The organism is Sporosarcina sp. (assembly GCF_029257255.1).
In the GTDB taxonomy this organism is placed as follows: domain Bacteria; phylum Bacillota; class Bacilli; order Bacillales_A; family Planococcaceae; genus Sporosarcina.
The window spans coordinates 11,673-34,608 of sequence record NZ_JARICI010000040.1 but is presented as its reverse complement, the minus strand read 5'-3'; the positions used below and the strand labels follow the sequence as shown (position 1 = coordinate 34,608).

General features: G+C 42.1%; 23 protein-coding genes, 1 pseudogene and 1 riboswitch. Of the genes and pseudogenes, 6 read left to right on the top strand and 18 right to left on the bottom strand.

Annotation, left to right across the window (positions count from 1 at the left end; all coding sequences use genetic code 11):
• Positions 1-7: 7 nt before the first annotated feature.
• From rlmN to hisZ, 11 genes are all read right to left on the bottom strand, one after another.
• Entirely contained in the window at positions 8-1,084 is a 1,077-nt protein-coding gene (gene rlmN, locus Q1J64_RS08910) for a dual-specificity RNA methyltransferase RlmN (RefSeq protein WP_301108716.1), read from the bottom strand.
• A 96-nt stretch (positions 1,085-1,180) separates the two neighbouring features.
• Positions 1,181-1,381: a hypothetical protein gene (locus tag Q1J64_RS08905; RefSeq protein ID WP_301108715.1), complete on the bottom strand. Its 201-nt coding sequence runs from the start codon at positions 1,379-1,381 to the stop codon at positions 1,181-1,183.
• Between the two features lie 94 nt (positions 1,382-1,475).
• A complete protein-coding gene (locus Q1J64_RS08900; protein WP_301108714.1) occupies positions 1,476-2,828 on the bottom strand; it encodes a cyclic 2,3-diphosphoglycerate synthase in 1,353 nt (450 codons plus the stop codon).
• Positions 2,829-3,050: 222 nt separating this feature from the next.
• On the bottom strand, positions 3,051-4,112 hold the full coding sequence (gene hisC, locus Q1J64_RS08895) for a histidinol-phosphate transaminase (RefSeq protein WP_301108713.1): 1,062 nt from the start codon (positions 4,110-4,112) through the stop codon (positions 3,051-3,053).
• On the bottom strand, positions 4,105-4,755 hold the full coding sequence (hisIE, locus tag Q1J64_RS08890) for a bifunctional phosphoribosyl-AMP cyclohydrolase/phosphoribosyl-ATP diphosphatase HisIE (RefSeq protein WP_301108712.1): 651 nt from the start codon (positions 4,753-4,755) through the stop codon (positions 4,105-4,107). Before hisIE ends, hisC begins: the two co-directional genes overlap by 8 nt.
• Positions 4,748-5,512 (bottom strand): imidazole glycerol phosphate synthase subunit HisF, encoded by a 765-nt coding sequence (gene hisF / locus Q1J64_RS08885; RefSeq protein WP_301108711.1) that lies wholly within the window; start codon positions 5,510-5,512, stop codon positions 4,748-4,750. The genes hisIE and hisF overlap by 8 nt, the downstream gene beginning before the upstream one ends.
• On the bottom strand, positions 5,499-6,224 hold the full coding sequence (hisA, locus tag Q1J64_RS08880; protein ID WP_301108710.1) for a 1-(5-phosphoribosyl)-5-[(5-phosphoribosylamino)methylideneamino]imidazole-4-carboxamide isomerase: 726 nt from the start codon (positions 6,222-6,224) through the stop codon (positions 5,499-5,501). The genes hisF and hisA overlap by 14 nt, the downstream gene beginning before the upstream one ends.
• A 258-nt stretch (positions 6,225-6,482) precedes the next feature.
• Positions 6,483-7,067 (bottom strand): imidazoleglycerol-phosphate dehydratase HisB, encoded by a 585-nt coding sequence (gene hisB, locus Q1J64_RS08875; protein ID WP_301108709.1) that lies wholly within the window; start codon positions 7,065-7,067, stop codon positions 6,483-6,485.
• Positions 7,068-8,348: a histidinol dehydrogenase gene (hisD, locus tag Q1J64_RS08870; RefSeq protein WP_301108708.1), complete on the bottom strand. Its 1,281-nt coding sequence runs from the start codon at positions 8,346-8,348 to the stop codon at positions 7,068-7,070.
• The gene (gene hisG / locus Q1J64_RS08865) at positions 8,345-8,980 is read right to left on the bottom strand and encodes an ATP phosphoribosyltransferase (RefSeq protein ID WP_301108707.1); all 636 of its coding nucleotides are present in this window, start codon (positions 8,978-8,980) and stop codon (positions 8,345-8,347) included. The genes hisD and hisG overlap by 4 nt, the downstream gene beginning before the upstream one ends.
• Complete coding sequence (hisZ, locus tag Q1J64_RS08860; protein WP_301108706.1) at positions 8,968-10,200, bottom strand: ATP phosphoribosyltransferase regulatory subunit; 1,233 nt, start codon at positions 10,198-10,200, stop codon at positions 8,968-8,970. The genes hisG and hisZ overlap by 13 nt, the downstream gene beginning before the upstream one ends.
• Before the next feature lie 153 nt (positions 10,201-10,353).
• Here hisZ and Q1J64_RS08855 point away from each other — a divergent pair, with 153 nt between their 5' ends.
• Entirely contained in the window at positions 10,354-11,148 is a 795-nt protein-coding gene (locus tag Q1J64_RS08855) for a histidinol-phosphatase HisJ family protein (RefSeq protein ID WP_301108705.1), read from the top strand.
• Positions 11,149-11,197: 49 nt separating this feature from the next.
• On the opposite strand, the gene Q1J64_RS08850 is transcribed toward Q1J64_RS08855, so the two are convergent.
• The 3 genes from Q1J64_RS08850 to gdhA form a co-directional block, all read right to left on the bottom strand.
• Entirely contained in the window at positions 11,198-11,764 is a 567-nt protein-coding gene (locus tag Q1J64_RS08850; RefSeq protein ID WP_301108704.1) for a YdcF family protein, read from the bottom strand.
• Between the two features lie 100 nt (positions 11,765-11,864).
• Complete coding sequence (locus tag Q1J64_RS08845; protein WP_301108703.1) at positions 11,865-13,079, bottom strand: argininosuccinate synthase; 1,215 nt, start codon at positions 13,077-13,079, stop codon at positions 11,865-11,867.
• 141 nt (positions 13,080-13,220) lie between these two features.
• Positions 13,221-14,603, bottom strand: a complete 1,383-nt coding sequence (gdhA, locus tag Q1J64_RS08840) for an NADP-specific glutamate dehydrogenase (RefSeq protein WP_301108702.1) — start codon at positions 14,601-14,603, stop codon at positions 13,221-13,223.
• A gap of 395 nt (positions 14,604-14,998) precedes the next feature.
• Here gdhA and Q1J64_RS08835 point away from each other — a divergent pair, with 395 nt between their 5' ends.
• Positions 14,999-15,142, top strand: a complete 144-nt coding sequence (locus tag Q1J64_RS08835; RefSeq protein WP_301108701.1) for a hypothetical protein — start codon at positions 14,999-15,001, stop codon at positions 15,140-15,142.
• 42 nt (positions 15,143-15,184) lie between these two features.
• Here Q1J64_RS08835 and Q1J64_RS08830 read toward each other — a convergent pair whose 3' ends face one another.
• Positions 15,185-16,468, bottom strand: a complete 1,284-nt coding sequence (locus Q1J64_RS08830; protein WP_301108700.1) for a glycoside hydrolase family 18 protein — start codon at positions 16,466-16,468, stop codon at positions 15,185-15,187.
• Positions 16,469-16,594: 126 nt separating this feature from the next.
• On the opposite strand from Q1J64_RS08830, the gene Q1J64_RS08825 reads away from it, so the two are divergent.
• Positions 16,595-17,230, top strand: a complete 636-nt coding sequence (locus Q1J64_RS08825) for a spore coat protein (RefSeq protein WP_301108699.1) — start codon at positions 16,595-16,597, stop codon at positions 17,228-17,230.
• Positions 17,231-17,335: 105 nt separating this feature from the next.
• The gene (locus Q1J64_RS08820; protein ID WP_301108698.1) at positions 17,336-17,995 is read left to right on the top strand and encodes an HAD family hydrolase; all 660 of its coding nucleotides are present in this window, start codon (positions 17,336-17,338) and stop codon (positions 17,993-17,995) included.
• A 46-nt stretch (positions 17,996-18,041) separates the two neighbouring features.
• On the opposite strand, the gene Q1J64_RS08815 is transcribed toward Q1J64_RS08820, so the two are convergent.
• Both Q1J64_RS08815 and metA read right to left on the bottom strand, forming a co-directional pair.
• Positions 18,042-18,761, bottom strand: coding sequence for a YetF domain-containing protein (locus Q1J64_RS08815; RefSeq protein WP_367183443.1), 720 nt, complete (start codon positions 18,759-18,761; stop codon positions 18,042-18,044).
• A gap of 79 nt (positions 18,762-18,840) precedes the next feature.
• A pseudogene (metA, locus tag Q1J64_RS08810) lies at positions 18,841-19,749 on the bottom strand (homoserine O-acetyltransferase MetA).
• A 96-nt stretch (positions 19,750-19,845) separates the two neighbouring features.
• Positions 19,846-19,952, bottom strand: a riboswitch (SAM riboswitch).
• A 148-nt stretch (positions 19,953-20,100) separates the two neighbouring features.
• On the opposite strand from metA, the gene Q1J64_RS08805 reads away from it, so the two are divergent.
• Positions 20,101-20,370: an AbrB/MazE/SpoVT family DNA-binding domain-containing protein gene (locus tag Q1J64_RS08805; protein WP_301108696.1), complete on the top strand. Its 270-nt coding sequence runs from the start codon at positions 20,101-20,103 to the stop codon at positions 20,368-20,370.
• Positions 20,371-20,415: 45 nt separating this feature from the next.
• On the opposite strand, the gene Q1J64_RS08800 is transcribed toward Q1J64_RS08805, so the two are convergent.
• A complete protein-coding gene (locus Q1J64_RS08800) occupies positions 20,416-20,727 on the bottom strand; it encodes a thioredoxin family protein (protein WP_301108695.1) in 312 nt (103 codons plus the stop codon).
• Positions 20,728-21,345: 618 nt separating this feature from the next.
• Here Q1J64_RS08800 and serA point away from each other — a divergent pair.
• Positions 21,346-22,932: a phosphoglycerate dehydrogenase gene (gene serA / locus Q1J64_RS08795; RefSeq protein ID WP_301108694.1), complete on the top strand. Its 1,587-nt coding sequence runs from the start codon at positions 21,346-21,348 to the stop codon at positions 22,930-22,932.
• The last annotated feature ends 4 nt before the right edge of the window (positions 22,933-22,936 follow it).

The window sequence follows — 22,936 nt, the reverse complement described above, 5'->3', positions numbered from 1 at the left end:
CTGGAGATTATTCTCCGGCCGGCTGTTTTTTTGCTGTTTTAATTTGTTTACTTCGCAATTGTCCACATGCTGCATCAATATCCGTTCCGTTTTCCAGACGAACACCACAGTTAATGCCTTTGCGTTTCAGTGCTTCATAAAATGATTTAATAGCTTGCGGTTCACTTCGCTGATATTGACCGTGTTCATCAACAGGATTGTAAGGAATCAAGTTAACGTAAGATAAATGACGTTTATCCGCCAATAATCTTCCGAGTTCTTCTGCTTCTTTTACATGGTCATTGACATCGCGCAATAAAATATATTCAAACGTAATCCGGCGATTTGTTGTTTCCAAATAATAATTGATTGCGTCCATCAATTTCTCAATCGGGAATGCTTTGTTGATTTTCATGATCTTCGAACGCAATTCATTGTTTGGAGCGTGTAATGAAACCGCTAAGTTAATCTGGATATTTTCTTCTGCGAATTCCTTGATCTTTTCTGTCAGACCACTTGTCGATACGGTGATGTGACGCGCTCCGATTGATAGTCCCTTTTGATCGTTGACGATGTAAAGGAAGTTCATCAGATTCGTATAGTTGTCGAATGGTTCGCCGATTCCCATGACGACGATGTGACTGACACGCTCGTCTTCGCCTTTCCCATCCAGATGTTCCTGTACTTTCATGATTTGACCGACAATTTCGCCAGCGTCCAGGTCACGATTTTTACGCAACAATCCACTCGCGCAGAAACTGCAGCCGATATTACAGCCGACCTGTGTGGTCACGCAGACAGAATAGCCGTAAGGAAATTTCATCAGAACGGTTTCAATTAAGTTCCCGTCGGTCATTTTGAAAAGGAATTTTACTGTGCCGTCTTGTGATACTTGCTTGACGTTCTGCTCAAGTGTTTGGATCGTGAAGTGTTCGTCGAGCAAGTCACGTGTCTCTTTACTGATGTTTTTCATTTCATCAAATGACAGCACACGCTTTTTGTAAAGCCAGTCCCACACTTGTGCAGCACGGAACTTTTGCTGCTTGTTTTCTATGAAGAAGTTTGTCAGTTGTTCGATTGTCAAACCGTATATGGATTTTTTCATTTAGATTCTAGCCTCATTTCAAAAATTGCAATCCTGTTATTATACTACAAGATTGCATAAAAAGGAACAACCGATTCGTTTTATATGAATTTTGACTCAGTCACGAGTAGTTGTAGTGGAGTGTTTCTCACGCAGTTCCCTGTCGGTTTTGAGCTTAATGAAGAATGCCAGAAGGTTCAGCGCAGCAAGTACGATGAAGAAGATTCCCATTCCTGTAGATCCTGCAGCGATTCGATCATAGGCAAAGTACGCCATCACAAGCCCGATGACGAGATCAATCATTTTTGATTTCAACATAGCAGATCCCCCTTAGTTACCTTTTAGTATAGCAGAAAAATGCACCAGCAACCGAAGTTTCATTCGGCACTGGTGCGGTAGTTTTTATTTTACATTATACATTTGTTGCAGCTAAGTTATGTTTTACAATGAAATCGCTAAGGACTGTCTCGAGGTTCGGACTTCCGACTTCCTCCAGATCATAATAAACACGCGTGCATGGTTTGTTGATGTTGATGACACGTGACAGATCCATCGGTGTTCCGATGATTACTGCGTCACAGTCAGTTGCGTTGATCGTCGCTTCCAAATCTTTCAGCTGTTGCTCGCCGTAGCCCATTGCCGGCAAGATGCTGTCGATATGTGTGTATTTGTCGAATGTCGTGATCAGGCTGCCGACTGCAAATGGACGAGGATCGATGATTTCTGCTGCACCTAAACGCTGGGCAGCAATTACGCCTGCTCCTAATTTCATTTCGCCGTGTGTCAGCGTCGGTCCGTCTTCTACGATCAATACACGTTTACCCTTGATAATTTCAGGGTTATCTACTGAAATTTTTGACTCCGCTTTGATGATCGTGCTATTCGGAGCTGCAAATTTAATATTATTTTCGACTGTCTGAATAGCTTCTTCAGGTGCACTGTCGATTTTATTGATGATCGATACATCCGTTGTACGCAGGCATACTTCACCCGGATAATATTTCAATTCATGTCCTGGGCGGTGAGGATCTAAAACGGTAATTGCCAAGTCCGGCTCATAGAATGAAAAGTCGTTATTTCCGCCATCCCATAGAATGACGTCACAGCCGTCTGGATCATTTTCTGCAGCATCCAAGATATCCTGGTAATCTACGCCTGCATAGATGATGTTTCCGCGGTCCACGTGCGGCTCGTATTCTTCCATTTCTTCGATCGTACAGTTGTGCTTTTGGAAATCTGAAACCGTCGCATAACGCTGAACACGCTGTGCAGCCAGATCGCCGTATGGCATTGGGTGACGGATCGCCACTACTTTCAAATCATGCTCGAGTAATGTTTCAATAACTTTACGTGATGTCTGGCTTTTTCCTGTTCCTGTTCTAACTGCGCAAACGGAAATGACCGGCTTATTACTCTTGATCATCGTCGCTTTTGAGCCAAGCAATGTGAAATTCGCGCCTGCTGAGTTTACAATTGCGCCAATACCCATCACTTTTTCGTAGCTGAGATCACTGTAAGAGAAGACACATTCATCCGCCTTCAAGTCTTTAATCAGTTCAGGCAGTTGATCCTGTGAATAAATTGGAATACCTTCAGGATACAATTCGCCGGCAAGTTCTGCGGGATATTTACGACCGTCGATATCAGGAATCTGAGTGGCTGTAAAAGCAACTACATTGTACTCTTCTTTATTACGGTAGTATGTATTAAAGTTATGGAAATCTCTTCCTGCCGCGCCAATGATGATTATATTTTTAGTTTTCATGAATTATTCTCTCCAATCGTGCTTCGTTTTTATTATTATAAGTCATAATGTATAATAATACAATAGATAATGCGAAAAAATACATAGTTTCGTATACATATGCACATTCAGTTTAATGACACCCACCTTAAAACGCTGTTTTACAGGCATTCGTCATATATATTAGTAATTACACATAAATAAAAAACCATTCAATAGTGAATGATTTTTTATTTAGTCTATTCACTTTTCCAAATCTTTTAAAACAGTAAACAGTACTTCCATCTGCTCTTCTGTACCGATTGTGATCCGCAGATAATCGCGTATGTCCGCTTGATCAAAGTGACGGACTAGAATACCCCGACTTCTTAACTGCTCATAAAGCTTCTTGGCATCTTGTTTTAGGGGCTTGGCAAACAAGAAGTTTGCGTCAGAAGGGAGTACATCAAACCCCATCTCCTGAAGTTGCTGGGCAGAACGCTCTCTTGTGCGGATGATTTTCTTTGTACTCTCCGAAAAATACGCATGATCTTTAAATGCAGCTGTAGCCCCTGCCATTGCTAAACGATCGATTGTATAGGAGTTGAATGAATCTTTAATTCGATTCAGTCCAGCAATCAGGTCGGGATGTCCAAGGGCAAACCCTACACGCAACCCTGCCAGCGCACGTGACTTAGAAGTCGTCTGAATGACCAGCAGATTATCATAACGGCTAATCAGCTTCATCGCAGAAGGACCTGCAAAATCAATATAAGCTTCATCTATGATGACTACTTGATCAGGATTTCTCTTGAGAATCCCTTCAATAACATCCAGTTCAGCATACAAACTTGTAGGTGCATTCGGATTCGGCAGAATAACGCCGCCTTCTGAATCATAAAATTTCTCTGCCTGTAAAGTATAATCTTCATTCAAAGGGACTTTTTCAAATGAAATATCAAAAATCTTTGAATATACCGGATAAAAGCTGTAGCTGATTTCCGGGAATCGAATCGTTTTTCCGGGTTCAAAAAATGCCATGAATGAGAATGCCAACACTTCATCAGAGCCGTTGCCAACAAATACCTGGTCGGCATTCAGTCCGTAAGTATCTGCGATGGCATGACGTAAAGGGTCTGCTGTCGGTGACGGATAGCGCTGCAAAGTATTTTCTTCAAGCGCCTTTTGAATCGCCGTCAGTACTTCCGGACTCGGCGGATACGGATTTTCATTCGTATTCAGCTTAATGATATCTGGCTGATTCAACTGCTCACCCGGAATATAAGGTTCCGTCCGCTTCGCAACTGTGCTCAGAAATCTACTCATTGCGCAGCACTTCCTTTTTCGGTCTTCTTTCGCGCAAAACTTGCTGAACATCTTTCAAATCGACATCGAGAATGTTCATCAAGACTAGCGTGTGATAGATCAGGTCCGCGATTTCATTGGACACTTCTTCTTTATCCGCATTTTTCGCTCCAATGACAACTTCCGTTGATTCCTCTCCTACCTTCTTCAGAACTTTATCAATACCTTCTTTGAATAGATATGTGGTGTAAGATCCTTCTATTGGATTCTTTTTGCGATCAGCAATTTCATCGATTACTTCATAGACTACTTCACGCAGTGATTCTTCTAGCTCTAAAGCTGTCGTAAAGAAGCAGGTTTTTTCTCCTGTGTGGCATGCTGGCCCTTGCGGTGTCACCTGAATAAGTAATGTATCTGAATCGCAGTCAGCTGAAATACGTTTTACCTGCTGGCGATTGCCGGAAGTTGCCCCTTTGTTCCACAGCTCCTTTCTAGAACGGCTGTAGAACCAGGTTTCCTTGGTTTCTATGGTTTTTTCAATCGATTCTTTATTCATATAGGCAAGCATAAGGACCTCTCCCGTACGATCGTCCTGGACGATCGCCGGAATTAGACCTTTGTCGTCGAATGTAAGTAAGTTGATGTCTAGTGTCATATTAGTCATTCCTAACTGGGATATTTTCTCCTGCCAAATACTCTTTCAAATCTCGGATATTAATTTCATTGAAATGAAATACAGAAGCTGCGAGTGCCGCGTCAGCTCTGCCTTCTGTCAGCACTTCTTTAAAGTGTTCAGGTTTTCCTGCACCGCCGCTTGCGATAATCGGGATGCTGACAGCTTCAGCCATCGCTCTATTCAACTCGATGCTGTAACCGTCCTTAATTCCGTCTTCATCGATGCTGTTGACGACTAATTCACCAGCACCGAGCTTCTCCATTTTCTTTGCCCACTCGATCGCATCGATGTCGGTTTCTTCCATACCGCCTTTTGCGAATACTGTCCATTTCCCTTCGCCTGTCTGACGGACATCCATCGACAGCATGACCCGTTCTGAACCGTATTTATCTGCCACTTCTTTAATGAGTTCCGGATTTGTCAGTGCAGCGCTGTTAATCGAAACTTTATTGCCGCCGAGTGCAAATACTTTATCCACATCTTCAAGTGTACGGATCCCGCCGCCTACAATGAACGGTACCGGTACTTCTTTGGCGATTTCTTCTATTAAGTCCAGAAACATTCCACGGTTTTTCGTAGAAGCGGAAATATCATAAAACACCAGTTCATCTGCACCGTCAGCCACATATTTTTTTGCCAGCGTCAATGGATCTGCTACTTCCTGAACATCTAGAAACTTCTTTCCTTTTACAACTTTGCGGTTGTCTACGTCTAAACATGGAATGATTTTTTTAGTTGTTGACATGACTGTCGTCCTCCAGTAGTTTTTCTAAGGATAGTTTGCCTTCATACAATGCTTTGCCGATAATAGCGCCATACATGTCTTTCGCTGCCAATTTTTGAATATCTCGTTCTGTAGAGACGCCACCTGACGCGATGATGTCGATGGAAGAAGCCTCATTCATCGTCTGCAGATCTTCAAAATTCGGACCTTGCAGCATGCCGTCTTTCATGATATCTGTGTAGACAACCGTTGCGACGCCGATTTTTGCCAAATCTTGCAGTAAGTCCACTGCTTTGACATCGCTTGTTTCGGTCCAGCCGTCAGTTGCGACAAGACCATTACGTGCATCGATGGAGACTGCAATTTTATCGCCGTATTTATCGACTGCCTGCTTGAGAAATTTAGGATCTTGAATTGCTGCAGTCCCAATGATGACACGTGCCACACCATTTGATATATGCGAGTCCACGATGTCCATGCTGCGAATACCGCCGCCGACTTGAACGGGTACTGTAACAGCTTTTGCGATTGCTTCTATTGCTTGTTTGTTTAATGAATCACCTGTCTTGGCGCCGTCGAGGTCCACGACGTGAATGTATTCAGCTCCTTGACGCTGCCATTCTTGTGCCATATCAGTCGGTGAGTCGTTATAAATGACTTCCTGGTCGTAGTCCCCTTGAATCAGGCGCACACATTTGCCGCCTCTTATATCAATTGCCGGAAATAAAATCATTCTCTGCTTCCCCCTTATGAAATATATTGCAGTTAAGGCACCGTTGATTTCCGCTGCGGGTGGACGCGTGTCTTGCGGGCCCGTGGTAAGCCGACTTGGAAGTGCAAAGATGTGCTCCTAACGCTTCGCTTTTACTCGCAAAAGCCGTTCTTCGTGACGGCTCTCACTACAATCAACTAGAAATCGTATGAAAGTTAAAGAGTATAATTAGAGCTACTTATGTTGAATAAAAACTCAGTTTTATAAAGTCATAATATTTCACAACGTCCCCTTAGTAGAAGGAACCCCCTGAATGTCCGGGTTGATGGTGCTGGCAACGCGCAGGGCACGGCCGAAACTTTTGAAGACGGATTCGATGATATGGTGCGTGTTTTTTCCGTAGTCCAGGTTAATATGTAGCGTGACTTTAGCGTGACTGGTGAATGCGATGAAGAATTCTTCCACCAGTTCTGTGTCGAAATCACCTACTTTGTCTTTCATTCCTTCTACATTGAAAACGAGGAATGATCTGCCACTGATATCGATTGATGCGGTGGACAACGCTTCATCCATTGGCGTCGAGACCGTTGCAAAACGTTCGATTCCTTCTTTTGTTCCGATGCATTTATTGAAAGCCTGTCCTAAGACAATCCCTACATCTTCCACGGAGTGGTGCTGGTCCACTTCAATATCACCGTCGCACTTCACTGCTAAATCAAATCTTCCGTGCTTCGTGAAAGCAGTTAGCATATGATCGAAGAATCCGACGCCTGTCTGAATCTCCGTTTTCCCTGTGCCGTCCAAAGAAAAATCCATGTTAATATTTGTCTCGCCTGTTTGTCGTGTAATCTGCTCTTTACGCATTTACTTTCCTGCCTTTCGTACTCTGATCGAGTTGGCGTGCCCTGTCAGCTGTTCTGCTTCAGCCAGAACCATGACATCTTCCGCCACTTCCGCCAGTGCTTCTTCAGAATAATAAATGACACTCGATTTTTTCATGAAATCATAAACGCCAAGCGGAGAAGAAAATGCTGCTGTTCCGCTTGTTGGCAAGGTATGATTCGGTCCCGCCATATAATCCCCTAATGCTTCAGGGGCGTGCTCCCCAAGGAAAATCGCTCCGGCATTTCTAACTGAAGCCAAATGTTCCATTGGATTATTGATCATGAGCTCCAAGTGTTCGGGTGCCAGTCGATTGACGATATCGAACGCTTCTTTCAATGTGTCAACCACAATGATGCGTCCATATTGTTCAATAGACTGCGCTGCAATTTCTTTGCGGTCAAGTTCCTCAAGCTGTCGGTCTACTTCTTCTGACAGAGCTTTTGCAAACGTCTCGCTTGTTGTGACACATACAGCTGCCGCCCGTTCATCATGTTCTGCTTGCGACAGCAAATCGGCTGCAGCATAAATAGGATTGGTATTTTCATCCGCTACTACACAGATTTCACTAGGGCCAGCAATCATATCAATCGCTACATCCCCAAATACCCATTTTTTCGCACGTGCAACATATGCATTGCCAGGGCCAGTAATTTTGACGACTTTTTCAATCGTTTCCGTTCCGTAAGCAAGTGCCGCAATCGCCTGCGCGCCGCCGACTTTGTAAATTCGGTCCACACCTGCTTCATTTGCTGCCACGAGTACGTGAGGATTGATTTTACCATCGCGCTGAGGCGGTGTTACCATGGAAATCTGTGAAACTCCTGCTATTTTGGCAGGTAGTGCGTTCATCAGCACTGTTGAAGGATAGGCTGCTTTTCCGCCCGGCACGTAAATTCCTACGCTGTCGATCGGAGTTACTTTCTGGCCAAGCATGATGCCTTCATTCTGATTCAAAAACCAGGATTGTTCTTTTTGTGCTTCGTGGTAACTTGTAATTCTCTGTTTAGCTGCACGCAGTGAACGGAGAAATTCTTCTGTTACCTGCTTTTTAGCTTCTTGAATTTCAGCTCTCGTTACCAGCATCCGCTCGAGCTTTACACCGTCAAAACGCTCGGTGTAATTGAGAACAGCCTGATCTCCCTTGGACCGCACACAATCGATAATGGACAGGACATTTCGGTCGAATTCCAAATCGGGCTGGCTTGAATCATTGCGCTGCAGCAGTTCCTCCCTGAATTCTTTTCCGCGAATCGTTTTCATGAACGTACCTCCAATCCTTCTTTCATATCCCGAATGAACTGCTGTATGTCTTCAGTTTTCGTTGCATAGCTCGCTTTATTCACAATTAAACGGGCACTGACTTCTGCAATTTCCTGCAGCACAACCAGTCCATTTTCTTTTAATGTGGTTCCAGTTTCTACAATATCTACAATGACATCCGACATGCCGATCAGCGGGGCCAGTTCGATCGAGCCATTCAACTTGATCATTTCTGTACGTACACCTTTTTTGTCAAAATACTCCTTCGCAACAAGTGGATATTTTGATGCAACTGTCAGGAATGGAATATGGTCTATTGGTGTTTCAGGAAATCCTGCTACCGCTAATTTGCATCGTCCGATTCCCAGGTCAAGCAATTCATAGACATCACGTGGGTCTTCCATCATGACGTCTTTACCCACAATTCCTACGTCCGCTGCACCTTTCTCCACATACACCGGTACATCTACCGCTTTGACAAAGATGAGTTTAATTTTCTGCTGATCATCATAGATGACAAGCTTCCTGCTTTCATCTGTAAAGTCAGAAAATCGGACATCTGACTTCTCCAGAAATTTCATCGCCCGCTCAGCCGTGCGTCCTTTGGCCATGGCGACCGTTAAATAGTCCATTCAGGTACCCCTTTCTTGCTCACAATCAAGTCCAGTAATTCCTTGAAATCTGTAAATTCATTCGTTTCTTTTTCATCTGTCAATGTATTTCGATTATCTGTCAGCTGGATCGTATACTGACTGTCTTGCGCATGAAATGCTCTATTCAGTGGCTTTGACAGCACACGATAATCACGTTCTCTCAACTCATTGGTGATGTCTAATGCATATTTCATTCGGCTTTCTTCATAAGTAACCGTGATATCTATGCTGTACCGCTCTTTCATTTCTTTATGTGCAGCAGCTTTCACGAGTGAATCAACCTCACAGGCAAAGCCGATAGCTGGGCGTTTGATGCCGAATTCTTCACTTAACGAATCATAGCGTCCGCCCATCAGGACCGGCTTTCCGAACTTCTCTACATAGCCTTGAAAAATGATTCCGGAGTAATAACCCATATGGTTGATCAATCCGAGATCAATCACGATATGTTTCTTCAAGCCATATAGTTCAACAATCTGATAAGTCTGCTGTAAATAGTCGATGGCCAGCTGTACAGAATCACTTACCTGCAGATTCTCAAGCCTTTCAAAAACCGTTTCAGGAGCACCGTATAAAAATGGCAGTTGCTCGAGTACTTTTTTAACTGACGGATTAATCTGCAGACTTTCTAAGAAAGGACCGATCTCCACAACATTTTTCGCTTGAATTAATATTTTTAGCTCAGCAGTCTGTTGAATTGTCAACGATAGGTCTGCTATTAATTCGGTGAAGAACCCTGCATAGCCAATTTCGATTTTGACATCGGAAAATCCGACGTCTCTCAATGCATGACAGGCCAGCATAATTGTCTCGGCGTCCGCTTCTGGTGAGCTTTTACAGAAATACTCAACACCAGCTTGCGTTTTTCCGATCTTTTCATTTTCCTGGAAGGTCTGTCGGAATACTTCCTGCACATAATAATAGCGCATCTCTTCAGGCAGACTGCCATTCATCTGAACAAGTTCCTGTGTCAAAGGAATTGTCACGTCCGGGCGCAATACCAATACTTCACCTGTATAATCAATCACTTTGATCATTTCATTCTGATTGATCGATGTGCGGACATTTGAATATAAATCGTACTTTTCAAATGCCGATGTTTTAATTCGCTTATAGCCATATGTAGTGAAACGTTTGCTTAATGTTCCAATAATCTTTTCGTGTTTTTCATGTTCATTTGCCAGAATTTCAGAATACAAGATGCTTTCTACCGCCTTTCTTTCTTTAAAATACTTTATCGCTTTACTACACTAAAGTTATTACTATCATAATGGGTAATTCAAAGATTGTCAACTGTATCTATGGTTATTCATCTGCTACAATATGTACTATAGAAAAGGAGACCTGATCCTATGTTTGATTATCATATGCACAGTGCGTTTTCTGCAGACTGCGAAATCCCGATGGAAGAGATGGCGAAAGCTTCTATAGCAAAGGGACTAAATGAAATTTGCTTCACCGATCATATCGATTATGAATATCCGGATGAAACCATTCAATTTGATTTCGATAAGATCGCTCATGCTAACAAAATCCAACAGCTCAATCAGCAATTTAACGGACAGCTGGTTATCAAAAAAGGTGTAGAAATTGGCTTGCAGCCCCACTTGCTTGATCGCTACGAAAAGCTTATGGACGAGCACAGCTTCGACTTTGTCATCTGTTCACTGCATACGGTTGAAAATAAATCACTTCATTATAAGGAACTGTTTGCAGATCGGTCAGTCGAAGATGCGTTCGAGACCTACTATAAAGAGCTGCTGTATTGCGTTCAGAACTACAAACGTTACAGCGTGCTTGGCCATGCCGATCTGATCAAGCGCTATACGGACCAGCCCCCCGCTCATTTATTCCATGATTACTTGGAAAAAATATTTCAGACCATCATTCCTGAAGGCAAAGGAATCGAACTCAATACATCCGGCACACGCTACGGCCTCCCGCACAACATGCCAAGCGAAGACATCCTGCGCCTTTATAAACAATGTGGTGGCGAAATTATCACTCTCGGATCCGACGCACACCGCCCTGCAGATATTGCGCATGAGTTCAAGGAATCCCTGGAACTATTCCAATCAATCGGCTTCCGTTACGTTGCTACATTCAGCAATGGCGAGCCCAAATTCCACGCTATCTCTTCTTTATAAACGAAAAGTGACGTAATCAATTGATTTCGTCACTTTTTCTAGATTGAATTTATTTTCGAAAGATCCACGTCTTCAATAAAGCCAGCCGCTCACGAATCGATACTTTCGTTTTTACAATTTCAGGAGTCTTTGCTGCTACTACATCTGACTGCCAACCCAATTGTCTAGCTAAAAATCGAGCTCTGGCCAAATGAAAATCACTGCTGATAATTGTCACGCCAGCTACTTCAGGCAGCAGTTCTTTTGAAAACTGCAGATTTTCATATGTTGATGTGGACCGATCTTCCTGGATGAGCCGCTCTTTAGCTATTCCCTGATCGATCAAATATTGAAACATCGCCTGCGCTTCACTAATTTCTTCGTCTTTCCCCTGTCCGCCTGACAACACTAATGTCACATGAGGGTAGCGTTTCGCATAAACAGCTGCTGACTCAAGCCGGTACCGCAATGATAGAGAAGGCGTCTCTCCATTAACTTTCGCTCCTAATACGACTGCATATTCATATGAGCCGTCTGCTTTATGTTTTTGCGCTGCATCCATCCTTTCTTTTGGGATGAGCCAAAATAGCATTGCCAAAACTACTATAAAAGCGCCTACGACTGCCAGTTTTTTCATCCGCTCGCCTCACTTCTTGTTCAGTAAGACGGAACAGAATGGTGTTTAGTTTCAAAAAAGCGGCGAAGCTTTCACGCTACACCGCTCATAAACTACTATTTTATTGATTTTTCTTTACAATTTGCTTTTTATTTACCATGCTGTGTACTTCAGTCGGCAATCCCCACAGCTTGATAAAACCAACTGCTGCTGATTGATCGAACGAATCGTCGGCAGTGTAAGTAGCCAGTTTTTCACTGTACAGTGAATTCGGAGAAGTACGCCCTTCTACTAATGCATGCCCTTTAAACAGCTTTACCCGAACCGTTCCATTGACATATTGTTGCGTCTCTTTAATGAACGCTTCAAGTGCATTACGAAGGGGTGAGAACCAAAGCCCGTTATAAATAAGTTCTCCAAGTTTTTGTGAAATGATTGGTTTAAAATGAGCTAGTTCTTTCACAAGCGTTAAATCTTCCAATTCTTTGTGCGCTTTCAATAAAGTAATCGCACCCGGTGCTTCATAAACTTCACGGGATTTGATACCAACCAGACGATTTTCCACGTGATCGATTCTGCCAACACCGTGCTTCCCTGCAACTTTATTAAGCTCGGTAATTAGCTCATTCAGCAGATACTTCTGCCCGTTAATGCTAACAGGTACCCCCTGTTCAAATTCAATTTCAATAATATCTGCCGTATCCGGTGCATTTTCAATAGAAACAGTTAATCCATAAGCTTCTTCAGGAGGCGTAGCCCAAGGATCTTCGAGAATTCCACATTCATTTGCACGGCCCCACAGATTTTGGTCAACTGAATACGGATTATCTAAGTCTATCGGTATAGGAATATTATGCTCTTTCGCATAATGAATTTCTTCTTCACGGGACCAGCTCCACGAACGAACAGGAGCGACCACTTCGAGTGTTGGGTCGAGTGATTTAATCGCCACTTCAAAACGGACCTGATCATTTCCTTTGCCGGTACAGCCGTGTGCAACAGCTGTTGCATTTTCCTGATGTGCAATCTCTACCAGTTTTTTTGAAATCAACGGACGAGATAATGCGGAAACCAACGGATACTTATTTTCATAATATGTTTGAGCCTGCAAGGAAAGAAGAACAAAGTCCTGTGCAAATTCCTCTTTGGCATCAATGACATAGCTGCTTGCTGCGCCGACCTGAATGGCCTTCTGCTTAATGAAGTCAAGATCTTTTCCTTCCCCGACATCCAAACAAACTGCCACTACGCTATAACCTTGATCTGTAAGCCATTGAATGGCAACTGATGTATCTAATCCGCCTGAGTATGCTAAAACGACTTTTTTCTTTTCCATGGGTAAATCCCCTTCCTCGCAACCGAGTGTATGTTTATTCAAATTAATGTATTTTTATAATATCATGATTTACTTGAAACGCAATAGAAAACACAAAAAAACAGACACATTTTTTTACATAATGTGTCTGTTTTCTATCAATTATCTAATTCCGTGAGCCACCATGGCATCTGCTACCCGTAAGAAACCTGCAACATTCGCACCCATTACAAGATTCCCCGGCTTACCATAGTCGTCAGCCGCATTTTTACAGTCATTGTAAATATTTTTCATAACTTCTTTTAAATGCTCATCCACTTGCTCAGCTGACCAAGATAGGCGCTGACTGTTTTGAGACATTTCCATTGCAGATACTGCGACACCGCCTGCATTGGCAGCTTTTGCCGGAGCAAATAATATTTTATGCTCCTGAAAAATTTCGATGGCCTCAATTGTACAAGGCATGTTCGCCCCTTCGCCTACTGCTTTGACGCCGTTCGCAATGAGCATATGCGCTGCAATCTCGTCAATTTCATTTTGCGTCGCACAAGGAAGTGCAATATCGCAAGGAACTGACCAAATAGCACCACAGTCTGCATGGTATTCTGCTTCAGGACGTTCTTTCGTATATTCCCAGATTCGTTTATTACCATATTCCTTCAATTCTTTAATCAGTTCAAGATCAATGCCATTCTTGTCGTAAATATAACCGTCTGAGTCACTGCACGCCACGACTTTGGCGCCAAGCTGCATCGACTTTTCCATCGCATAGGTGGAAACATTACCAGAACCGGATACGATGACTGTCTGACCTTCCAATGAAAGATCATTCTCTTTTAACATTTCATCTACAAAATAGACTGTTCCGTATCCTGTAGCTTCTTTTCTTCCTAAGCTACCTCCGTGATCAGGATTTTTCCCTGTCAGAATGCCCGCTTCGTAACCGCCTTTAATTCGGTTATATTGCCCAAACAGATAGCCGATTTCACGCTTGCCGACTCCGATATCTCCAGCTGGTACGTCAATGTCCGGACCGATATGACGGCTCAGTTCCGTCATGAAACTTTGAGTAAAACGCATGATTTCACGGTCTGACTTTCCTTTAGGATCAAAGTCTGAACCTCCTTTACCTGCACCGATTGGCTGTCCAGTAAGAGCATTTTTGAAGATTTGCTCAAAAGCTAAAAATTTCATGATACTGTTATTGACAGAAGGGTGGAAACGAAGTCCCCCTTTATATGGACCTAAATCACTGTTGAACTGAACACGGAAACCTCGGTTTACATGAACTTTCCCCTGATCATCTTCCCAAGCCACACGGAATGAGATGATACGTTCCGGTTCTGTAATGCGCTCAAGAATTCCATTTGAAATAAACTCGGGATGCTTTGCAAAGACAGGACGTAAGGAATCAAAGATTTCTCTGGTAGCTTGCAAGAATTCCCTTTCGTCCGGATTCCGTTTCTTTACCAGCTCATATACTTCATGTACGTAATCATTTGCCCGTTTGCGGTTGTTGAATTGCACTTCATCAATCTTTGTCATATGCGACCATCCCTTTCCTTGTTGGTAGTAAAATCTGACGACCGACTAGTCGCTCACTTTACTCAGTAGAAGTTATCCTAAAACTATGAATCTACACGAAATACCTCTCGTAAAGGATGAATTCTACTGAATAAACTGAATTTTAATTGTTCGAAATATTTCTGTGTATTCCAATATTATCACTGAATTCACAGTAAGTTACAAGATTTTTTTATTATTTATTCAGTTTCACTTATTTTTTGTGTCAATTTTATGTATTAATCAGAACTTTTCCATTTACAATAGATTGAATATAGAGTATTATTAATCTATTCAAACAATCTGCGCGAAGCTAGCAGAACAGCGGCTTTGGCCTGAGCGGGAGAACCAAAACGAAAAGAAAGAGGCGAATCAATATGAGAAAGAAAAACAACCCAATCCGCTCAATTATAGGAGCCAATCTGCTGCTCATCATGACTTTTGCTTTCTTACCCGCCTTACTCATAAATCCAGACATGGATCTTTTCCAAAGCGCTATCAAAGCTCTGACTAACGACTAAAATTGATACGAAAGAGCCTTCCCTCTGCGGAAGGCTCTATTTTTATCGTTTGCGAATAGTAAACTGGTCTTCCAGCAACAACCAGTTTTGTGGAAACGACAATCCGAGCTTCCAATACATGATGCCGCGCAGCTTGAAATCCTTCAGCAGCCTAAACTTCGCATTGATGCTTCTTGCATCTTCAAACCACACTTCATGTTCTATACCAGACTGGTCATAATACGTATAATGAGGAGCCTGCGCAAGGGTATCATAATCAATCGATGCATTTTGTTCTATCGCGAGGTTTGTTGCAGCTCTTGGACTGAATGCTCTTGCCGGCTTACTGTCCGCCTGTCCGAATGGCGCTGTCCAATCGTAGCCATATAAATTTTGACCCAAGAATATCTTGTCTCTTGGAATTTGACTAACAGCGTATTCCACTACTTTTGTGACAGGACCAATTGGACTGACAGCCTGTGGAGCACTGTATGTGTAACCCCATTCATACGTCATCAACACCACAAAATCACAAATTTCTCCATGCGCTTTATAGTCATGCGCACCATAGATTCCTGTTGTAACGTTACCTGCTTTTGGTGCAAGGGCAGTAGAGAGCGTCAATCCTGCTTTATGAATTTGGTCGCGTGCATTACGTAGCATTTGATTATATAACTCACGGTCTTCAGGCAATAATAACTCAAAATCAAAATGAATATCTGCATATCCTGAAGCCTTTGCTGTGTCGATGGCGTTTTTAATCATATTATTTTGTGCGGCTTGATCTGTAAATAGAACATGCCCGAGCTCTGCACTGAACCCGTAGTTTTCCAAATTCGTCAGCACCAGCATATTCACAACTCCGGCATCTTTTGCTATCGACAGAATATCCGCTGTGTTAGGTGCTTTTAAAGATCCGTCGCGCTGCACTTCATAGCTGAACATTGCTAAATATGTAAGCTGTTCAACACGCTCTCTCACTTCCGCAAGCATATCCTGACTTACAGGATTACGCGGTTCCACATAAAGCAAAGCATCAATAGGTGTCTTTTTTTCTTGCGGTATATATAAGCGCTGCCCTATTCTCAGTATACCAGCAGGATTAATGGCATTAATCTTTGCAAGTTCTTCAACCGACAACCCGTAAGCTTGCGCAATTTTATAAAGACTATCGCCTGGACGCACCCAATAATAAGAACCAATAATCGGGATCACTAATGCCTGTCCTATTGCCAGACGTGTTTCGCTAGCGAGTTCATTGGCTTGAGCTATTAGTTCGTAAGGTACACCATACATTTTGCCAATCATATATAAGCTTTCTCCCGGCTGGACTATATGAATTTGCATATTCCACCACACCTTTCTTCTTGTCTCTACCTAAGATATTGTCGAGACAGTCAAAATATGCATGATGAATAATTCATCATTTCCTTCTCATACTACCGTTGATGTGAATTATAATTGAAGGAGGAAATGTATTTGACAAATCAATACGAGACATCTCAAAACATGCATGATGGCCCCGTACCACCCTCAATGAATCATGGCGGCCATGAACTTTTTGATGTGCATGAGGTATTAAATGCAGCAGTAGGTGCTTTGAATCAATCGATGTTATTGCGTCCGCATGTAAAGGATCCGGAACTCTTAGATATTCTGGACCGTCAGTATCGTTTTATGCTCGACGAGTACAACATTACAGTGGAATGCTTCAAAAGCGGGAAAGATCCATCACACCCAACACAGCGGTATCAAATGCAGGAAAAAAGTGATTTCATTTATGGTATGAAAGAAAAAGCACCTTCCAAGCCGATTCAATCCACAGCAGAAATCACAGATGAAATGATATCAGGATTCTTGCTTGGCGCAGCTAAAGAAGGCGCGATGGGCAAAACCGGAGCTGCTCTGGAAGTATGTAACCCAGTTGTACGCCGAGTTATAGCAGACTCGATTCCAAACTGCATTGAAATGGCCTATGAGTTAGCGATTTATCAAAACAAGCATCATTATTATCAAGTACCGCAGCTGAACAGTCAGGATATGAATATGCTGCTGAACTCTTTTGCTCCTTCACAAGGACAGCCAAGCATGCCAAAAAACCTTCAGTAATTCACCTCGATTGCAGACGGAGATTTTTTTCTCCGCCTGCTTTTTGCTTTTCCCCTCATTATATTTGTATACTGTAAGGAAATGAATGAACTGAGGGGTGTCTGAATGAAAGTAGCAATTTTTGATTTTGACGGCACGTTATATACGAAAGAGACGTTTAAACTTCTGATGGGACATTTACAAAAACATCCGGTCTATAAGCAATTTTATGGCAAATTTTATCGCTCTATCCTGCCGTTATATATTCGATACAAGTTAAAAATGCTTCCTGAACGGGTCATGAAAGAACGGTCCATGATTCTTTATTTGAAGGCGTTGGAAACGCTGACAATACCGCAGCTAAGGACGTACTTTGAGGAAATGCATGACGAGATGTCAAATGATTTTAATAAGGATGTCGTCAACAGACTCACTAAACACCAGGAAGAAGGTTATCATGTACTGCTGGTTTCAGGTGCCTACACGCCATTTTTAACTGCAGTGACAAGCCATTTATCTTTTGATAAAATTATAGGCACTGAAATACCTACTCGCGGCGAACAGATTGCGATGGAACAGCCTTTCTTCCATATTCAAGGTCAGCGTAAAAATGAAATGATCGACCGTGCCCTAAAAGGGAAATCAATAAAATGGGAAAAAAGCTTTGCATATGGAGACAGCATTTCAGATCTGCCAGTATTGGAACAAGTGGGTCACCCCGTTGCTGTCAGACCTGATGTAAAACTTGCCGCGATTGCCGAGCAACGCAACTGGGAAATATTATAAAAAAAGATATCCCCGTACGTCAGTAACCTGACTTGCAGAGACATCCTTATTTAGTACCGACGTTCTTCAATGTATTAACATACAGACTGCCATCTGTCTGAACTTCCGCATACAGCACCTGCTCAGGCCTTGCAATCCCTTGCTGTTCAAGCTGCCTTGTCAACCATACATCCGTAAGCTTCAATTCACGCATATTTTTCTCTTCCACTTTACCGTTAGTGATAATTTCAGTAGGGATATATTTTGGCAGAGGAGATGATACCTGTATATCCTTCTTGGTCGCAGGTTGTTCACCCGGTTTTAGCATCACACTGAGATTTCCGTTTGTTTCGAAAATGGCATAATTTACTTCTTTCATGGAAAAGACGGACTGTTCGCGAAGCATCATGTTCAGATCGTTAAAACTCAGTCTTAATTTACGAAGAGAACCTTCAATGATTTCACCATTTTCTATAACAATCATCGGCTTATCGTCCAGTAAAACACGCAGTTTAATTGATTTGAAGGATAAGTAGTTCGCGATAATCGTTAAAACGGCCCATAATACCATTCCATATAAACCATTTAAAAAAGGTGTTTCGGACTCTCCTGCCAGGTCAGCAGCAATTGAACCAATCGTAATTCCGGTTACATAATGAAAGAACGTTAATTGTGAGATTTGTTTTTTGCCCATGAAGCGAGCCAGAATTAAAAGTACAACAAAGGAAATCACTGTCCGCAGTGTCATTTCCCAGAAAGCCAATTCCCAAAATTCATCTATATTCACAGCAAACACCTCCATTGAGGGGAGTATGTGTGAAACGAATGAACTTATACACTCATTGTGTCAATAGATTCTGTCGCTCTCAATTCCAAACATACGGTGTCGCTTGGTAGACATAGTAATTCAACCAATTAGAAAATAGTAGATGTGTATGTGAACGCCAGGTATTCATTGGTTCTTGTGACGGATCATCATTAGGATAATAATTTTCAGGCACGTCGATCTCCATTCCCTTTTCAACATCCCGTTTATATTCACTGTCTAATGTGTGTGCGTCATACTCTAAGTGACCTGTCACCATAATATGTTTTTCATCATTGGAGATGATGATAAATGCCCCTGCGTCTTCAGAAACAGAAAGCAACGTGAGATCAGGATGCTTTTAAATTTCTTCGATGGATACACCGGTATGTCTTGAGTGCGGCGCTACAAATACGTCATTGAACCCTCGTGAAAGATTTACAGTCTGATCATATACTTCATGTGCAAACACACCAAAACATTTTTCAGGCAACTCAAACTTATCTATACCATAGTGATGATAAAGAGCAGCCTGCGCTCCCCAGCAGATATGAAGGACAGACGTGACATTCGTCTTAGTCCAATCCATAATCTCTTCCAGCTCTTCCCAATAAACTACATCTTCAAACTGCATCAGTTCAATCGGTGCGCCCGTTATGATCATGCCGTCAAAACGTCGGTCTTTCACGTGCTCAAATGTAGTATAAAATGTTTCTAAATGCGTCTGACTGACATTTTTTGACGTGTAAGATGCTGTATTTAAAAATGTCACATTTACTTGAAGCGGCGTGTTGCCAAGCAGTCTCAGCAGCTGCAGTTCAGTCTTTTCTTTTTCAGGCATCAAATTAAGTATCAATATATTTAACGGACGGATATCCTGTGCAATCGCCCGGTTCTCATCCATTACAAATATTTTCTCTTCCTTCAGTAACTCCCCTGCTGGTAACTGCTGTGGTATATTAATCGGCATGTTTCTTCCTCCTTGGCTATTCTTTCGGCCAGTTATTTTTCAATGAAAAAAACCTTCATTTTCATATGGATAAGAAAATGAGGGTTTGGTTCATCATTCTTATCTCTCAAGAAAAAAATCTTGTTGGAGTTAGCACCTTCCTGTTTGCACAGAGGTTGCTGAAGCGTCATCAGGCCAGTTCCCTCAGCTTCTCTTGATAAGTTGTATGTAATTACAGACTATTATAACATTAATAAATGAAATGTATAGCGGAATTATCAAATAGTTCTGCGCATTCCACTCACGTACATTGTAAAAACCAAAGTTTTCCGTATAATGAGAGTACTAACTATTATTTCAGAGGAGGCACTCATGAAATCTTTGGGCATTGTTCGAAAAGTCGACCATCTCGGAAGAATCGTCATTCCAAAGGAACTTCGTCAATCTCTACAAATTGTCAAAGGTGATCCTATAGAAATATTTTCAGAAGATGAACAAATCATTCTTAGGAAATATCAGGCAAATAGAGCCTGCTTCATTACGGGAGATATAACAGATGATAACAAGGAACTGTCAAACGGATTATTTATTAGTCCTGAGGGCGCCAAAATACTGCTTAGGCAGTTAGAAAATATGATGTAACAGAAAAACCATCTCACAATCCGCGAGATGGTTTTCTGTTCACACTCATAAACTATTGATGAATTCCTCAATTTCTTCTTTCGTTTTACGGTTTTTACTGACAAATCGGCCAAGCTCGCGTCCTTCACTGTAGGCTATAAAGCTTGGAATTCCAAAGATATCCAGTTGACTGCACAGATCGATAAATTCGTCACGGTCGACATAAATGAATTCATACTCCGCGAATTTCGTTTCCAGTTCTGGCAAAAACGGTTCAATTACTTTGCAGTCAGGACACCAGTCTGCAGAAAATAAAAAAATCGCACGTTCTTGCTTCTTTAATACATCGAACTGTTCTAAAGACGTTAATTTTTTCATGAATAAAACTCCCTTTCAAACAATATCAGCTAATAGTATACCACCGCTTGATCCTCTTTTTCTCTTGAGACAACTTATGAGATTCTGTATGATTCTTCATATAATGAATCTTTTCTTCATTTAATCCACCCAAACACGAACGTTCACAATTAATTCACTATTATACGTTCGCATTTAATACTTTTTGATTTTTTACTTTAAAGTAATTGACAATTGTTTTGGACGTGTTATGATTAGTTCTAAATTTAATACACGCAAAACAATTTTGACGAAGACATACCTTCCCGTAAAAGAATTTCTTAGAGAGCTGATGTAGTGGTGAGAGTCAGCAAATTCTTAGGATGGCGGCACTTCCGAATTGATGGGCTGAACTCTCAGTAGGCCGATCCGTTACATGCACGTTACGCATGCTGAATGAAGGCTGCCTCGGCAGCAAAACAAGGGTGGTACCGCGTTAGTTAATCGAGCTTTTCGCCCCTTACAAATTGTAAGGGGTGGAAGGCTTTTTTATTTTTCCCAAAAGGAGGTTAGCGCAGCTTACATAGACGATCAGCCGAATGAATGCTCATTACTTAAATGCAAGACTAAAACAAATTACTGAAGGAGAGAATGATAATCATGGCTTTTAAAGTATTAATTAGTGACCCACTTAGCGAGGACGGTATTTTCCCATTACGACAAGCAGAAGGTTTTGAAATTGTAATCGATACTGATTTGACTCCAGATCAGCTAAAAGACCGAATTAAAGGTTTCGACGCTCTTCTAGTCCGCAGTCAAACTACCGTAACTAAAGAATTATTAGAGTCTGCAGATCAATTAAAAATTATCGGCCGTGCAGGTGTAGGTGTGGATAATATTGATTTAGATGCAGCAACTGAAAAAGGAATCATTGTTGTTAATGCTCCTGACGGTAATACAAACTCAGCAGCTGAGCACACTGTTGCGATGATGATGGCAATGGCACGCAAAATTCCTCAGGCATTCAATTCTTTGAAGAACAATAAATGGGACCGTAAGTCTTTCCTTGGGGTCGAACTGAAGAATAAAACATTGGGTATTGTCGGGCTTGGCCGAATCGGAGCAGAAGTTGCGCGCCGTGCGAAAGGTCAGCGTATGAATGTCATTGCATTTGACCCTTACCTAACAGAAGACATTGCGAAAAAATTAGGGATTGAAATCGGCACAGTAGATGAAGTATTAGCTGCTTCAGATTTCATCACAGTCCACACACCATTACTGAAAGAAACACGCAGAATGATTAATAAAGAAGCATTCGAAAAAATGAAAGACGGCGTTCAGATCATCAACTGTGCACGCGGCGGCATCATTGACGAAGAAGCTTTATATGATGCAATCGTTTCCGGTAAAGTTGCGGGAGCAGCACTTGACGTATTTGAAGAAGAGCCGTTCCTTGACCACAAATTGCTGACATTGCCGCAAGTGATCGCTACACCTCACTTAGGTGCAAGCACAATTGAAGCACAAGAGTCTGTTGCTGTAGACGTCAGCCGTGACGTTGTGAACTTCCTTACTATCGGTTCTGTTCGCAACCCGGTAAACTTGCCGTCCGTTTCTCGTGACGTATTAGCTAAAATTGAGCCTTTCTTCGATCTTACAGAAAAACTCGGTATGTTCTTGTCACAAATTCAAAACTCTGTTATTGAAGAAATTAACATTCAGTATGCAGGCGAATTGGCTAACTATGATGTACGTGCGTTAACACGTAATACGGTAAAGGGATTGCTTAAACGTAACCTTGGCGAAACAGTCAACGATGTCAATGCGAAGCTTTTGGCTGATCGTTACGGCATCAAAGTAAACGAGCAAAAAACAACTACTGCTAAAGGTTTCCTTAACTTAATCACTGTAGAAATCGTTACAAAAAAAGGCGTTCGCAAAGTAGCGGGTACCCTCCTGAATGGTCTTGGGCCACGTATCGTAAAAGTTGATGACTACGTTGTGGATGCAATTCCTAAAGGGCATTTGCTGTTCATCCGCCACATGGACCAGCCAGGTGCAATCGGCCGTGTCGGTACATTGCTTGCGGAAGAAAACATCAACATTGCTGCGATGCAAGTGGGACGTTCTACTGAAGGCGGAGATGCAATCATGATGCTTATCGTCGATCACCATGTAGAGTCTGGATCTATTACTCGAATTAAAGAAGTTCAAAATATACACGATGCAAAAGCGATTGATCTATAAGAAC

Excerpts from the sequence above, each read along its gene's own strand:
- rlmN (WP_301108716.1), bottom strand. The coding sequence starts at position 1,084 with ATGAAAAAATCCATATACGGTTTGACAATCGAACAACTGACAAACTTC.
- Q1J64_RS08905 (WP_301108715.1), bottom strand. The coding sequence starts at position 1,381 with ATGTTGAAATCAAAAATGATTGATCTCGTCATCGGGCTTGTGATGGCG.
- Q1J64_RS08900 (WP_301108714.1), bottom strand. The coding sequence starts at position 2,828 with ATGAAAACTAAAAATATAATCATCATTGGCGCGGCAGGAAGAGATTTC.
- hisC (WP_301108713.1), bottom strand. The coding sequence starts at position 4,112 with ATGAGTAGATTTCTGAGCACAGTTGCGAAGCGGACGGAACCTTATATT.
- hisIE (WP_301108712.1), bottom strand. The coding sequence starts at position 4,755 with ATGACTAATATGACACTAGACATCAACTTACTTACATTCGACGACAAA.
- hisF (WP_301108711.1), bottom strand. The coding sequence starts at position 5,512 with ATGTCAACAACTAAAAAAATCATTCCATGTTTAGACGTAGACAACCGC.
- hisA (WP_301108710.1), bottom strand. The coding sequence starts at position 6,224 with ATGATTTTATTTCCGGCAATTGATATAAGAGGCGGCAAATGTGTGCGC.
- hisB (WP_301108709.1), bottom strand. The coding sequence starts at position 7,067 with ATGCGTAAAGAGCAGATTACACGACAAACAGGCGAGACAAATATTAAC.
- hisD (WP_301108708.1), bottom strand. The coding sequence starts at position 8,348 with ATGAAAACGATTCGCGGAAAAGAATTCAGGGAGGAACTGCTGCAGCGC.
- hisG (WP_301108707.1), bottom strand. The coding sequence starts at position 8,980 with ATGGACTATTTAACGGTCGCCATGGCCAAAGGACGCACGGCTGAGCGG.
- Q1J64_RS08855 (WP_301108705.1), top strand. The coding sequence starts at position 10,354 with ATGTTTGATTATCATATGCACAGTGCGTTTTCTGCAGACTGCGAAATC.
- Q1J64_RS08850 (WP_301108704.1), bottom strand. The coding sequence starts at position 11,764 with ATGAAAAAACTGGCAGTCGTAGGCGCTTTTATAGTAGTTTTGGCAATG.
- Q1J64_RS08845 (WP_301108703.1), bottom strand. The coding sequence starts at position 13,079 with ATGGAAAAGAAAAAAGTCGTTTTAGCATACTCAGGCGGATTAGATACA.
- gdhA (WP_301108702.1), bottom strand. The coding sequence starts at position 14,603 with ATGACAAAGATTGATGAAGTGCAATTCAACAACCGCAAACGGGCAAAT.
- Q1J64_RS08835 (WP_301108701.1), top strand. The coding sequence starts at position 14,999 with ATGAGAAAGAAAAACAACCCAATCCGCTCAATTATAGGAGCCAATCTG.
- Q1J64_RS08830 (WP_301108700.1), bottom strand. The coding sequence starts at position 16,468 with ATGCAAATTCATATAGTCCAGCCGGGAGAAAGCTTATATATGATTGGC.
- Q1J64_RS08825 (WP_301108699.1), top strand. The coding sequence starts at position 16,595 with ATGTATTTGACAAATCAATACGAGACATCTCAAAACATGCATGATGGC.
- Q1J64_RS08820 (WP_301108698.1), top strand. The coding sequence starts at position 17,336 with ATGAAAGTAGCAATTTTTGATTTTGACGGCACGTTATATACGAAAGAG.
- Q1J64_RS08805 (WP_301108696.1), top strand. The coding sequence starts at position 20,101 with ATGAAATCTTTGGGCATTGTTCGAAAAGTCGACCATCTCGGAAGAATC.
- Q1J64_RS08800 (WP_301108695.1), bottom strand. The coding sequence starts at position 20,727 with ATGAAAAAATTAACGTCTTTAGAACAGTTCGATGTATTAAAGAAGCAA.
- serA (WP_301108694.1), top strand. The coding sequence starts at position 21,346 with ATGGCTTTTAAAGTATTAATTAGTGACCCACTTAGCGAGGACGGTATT.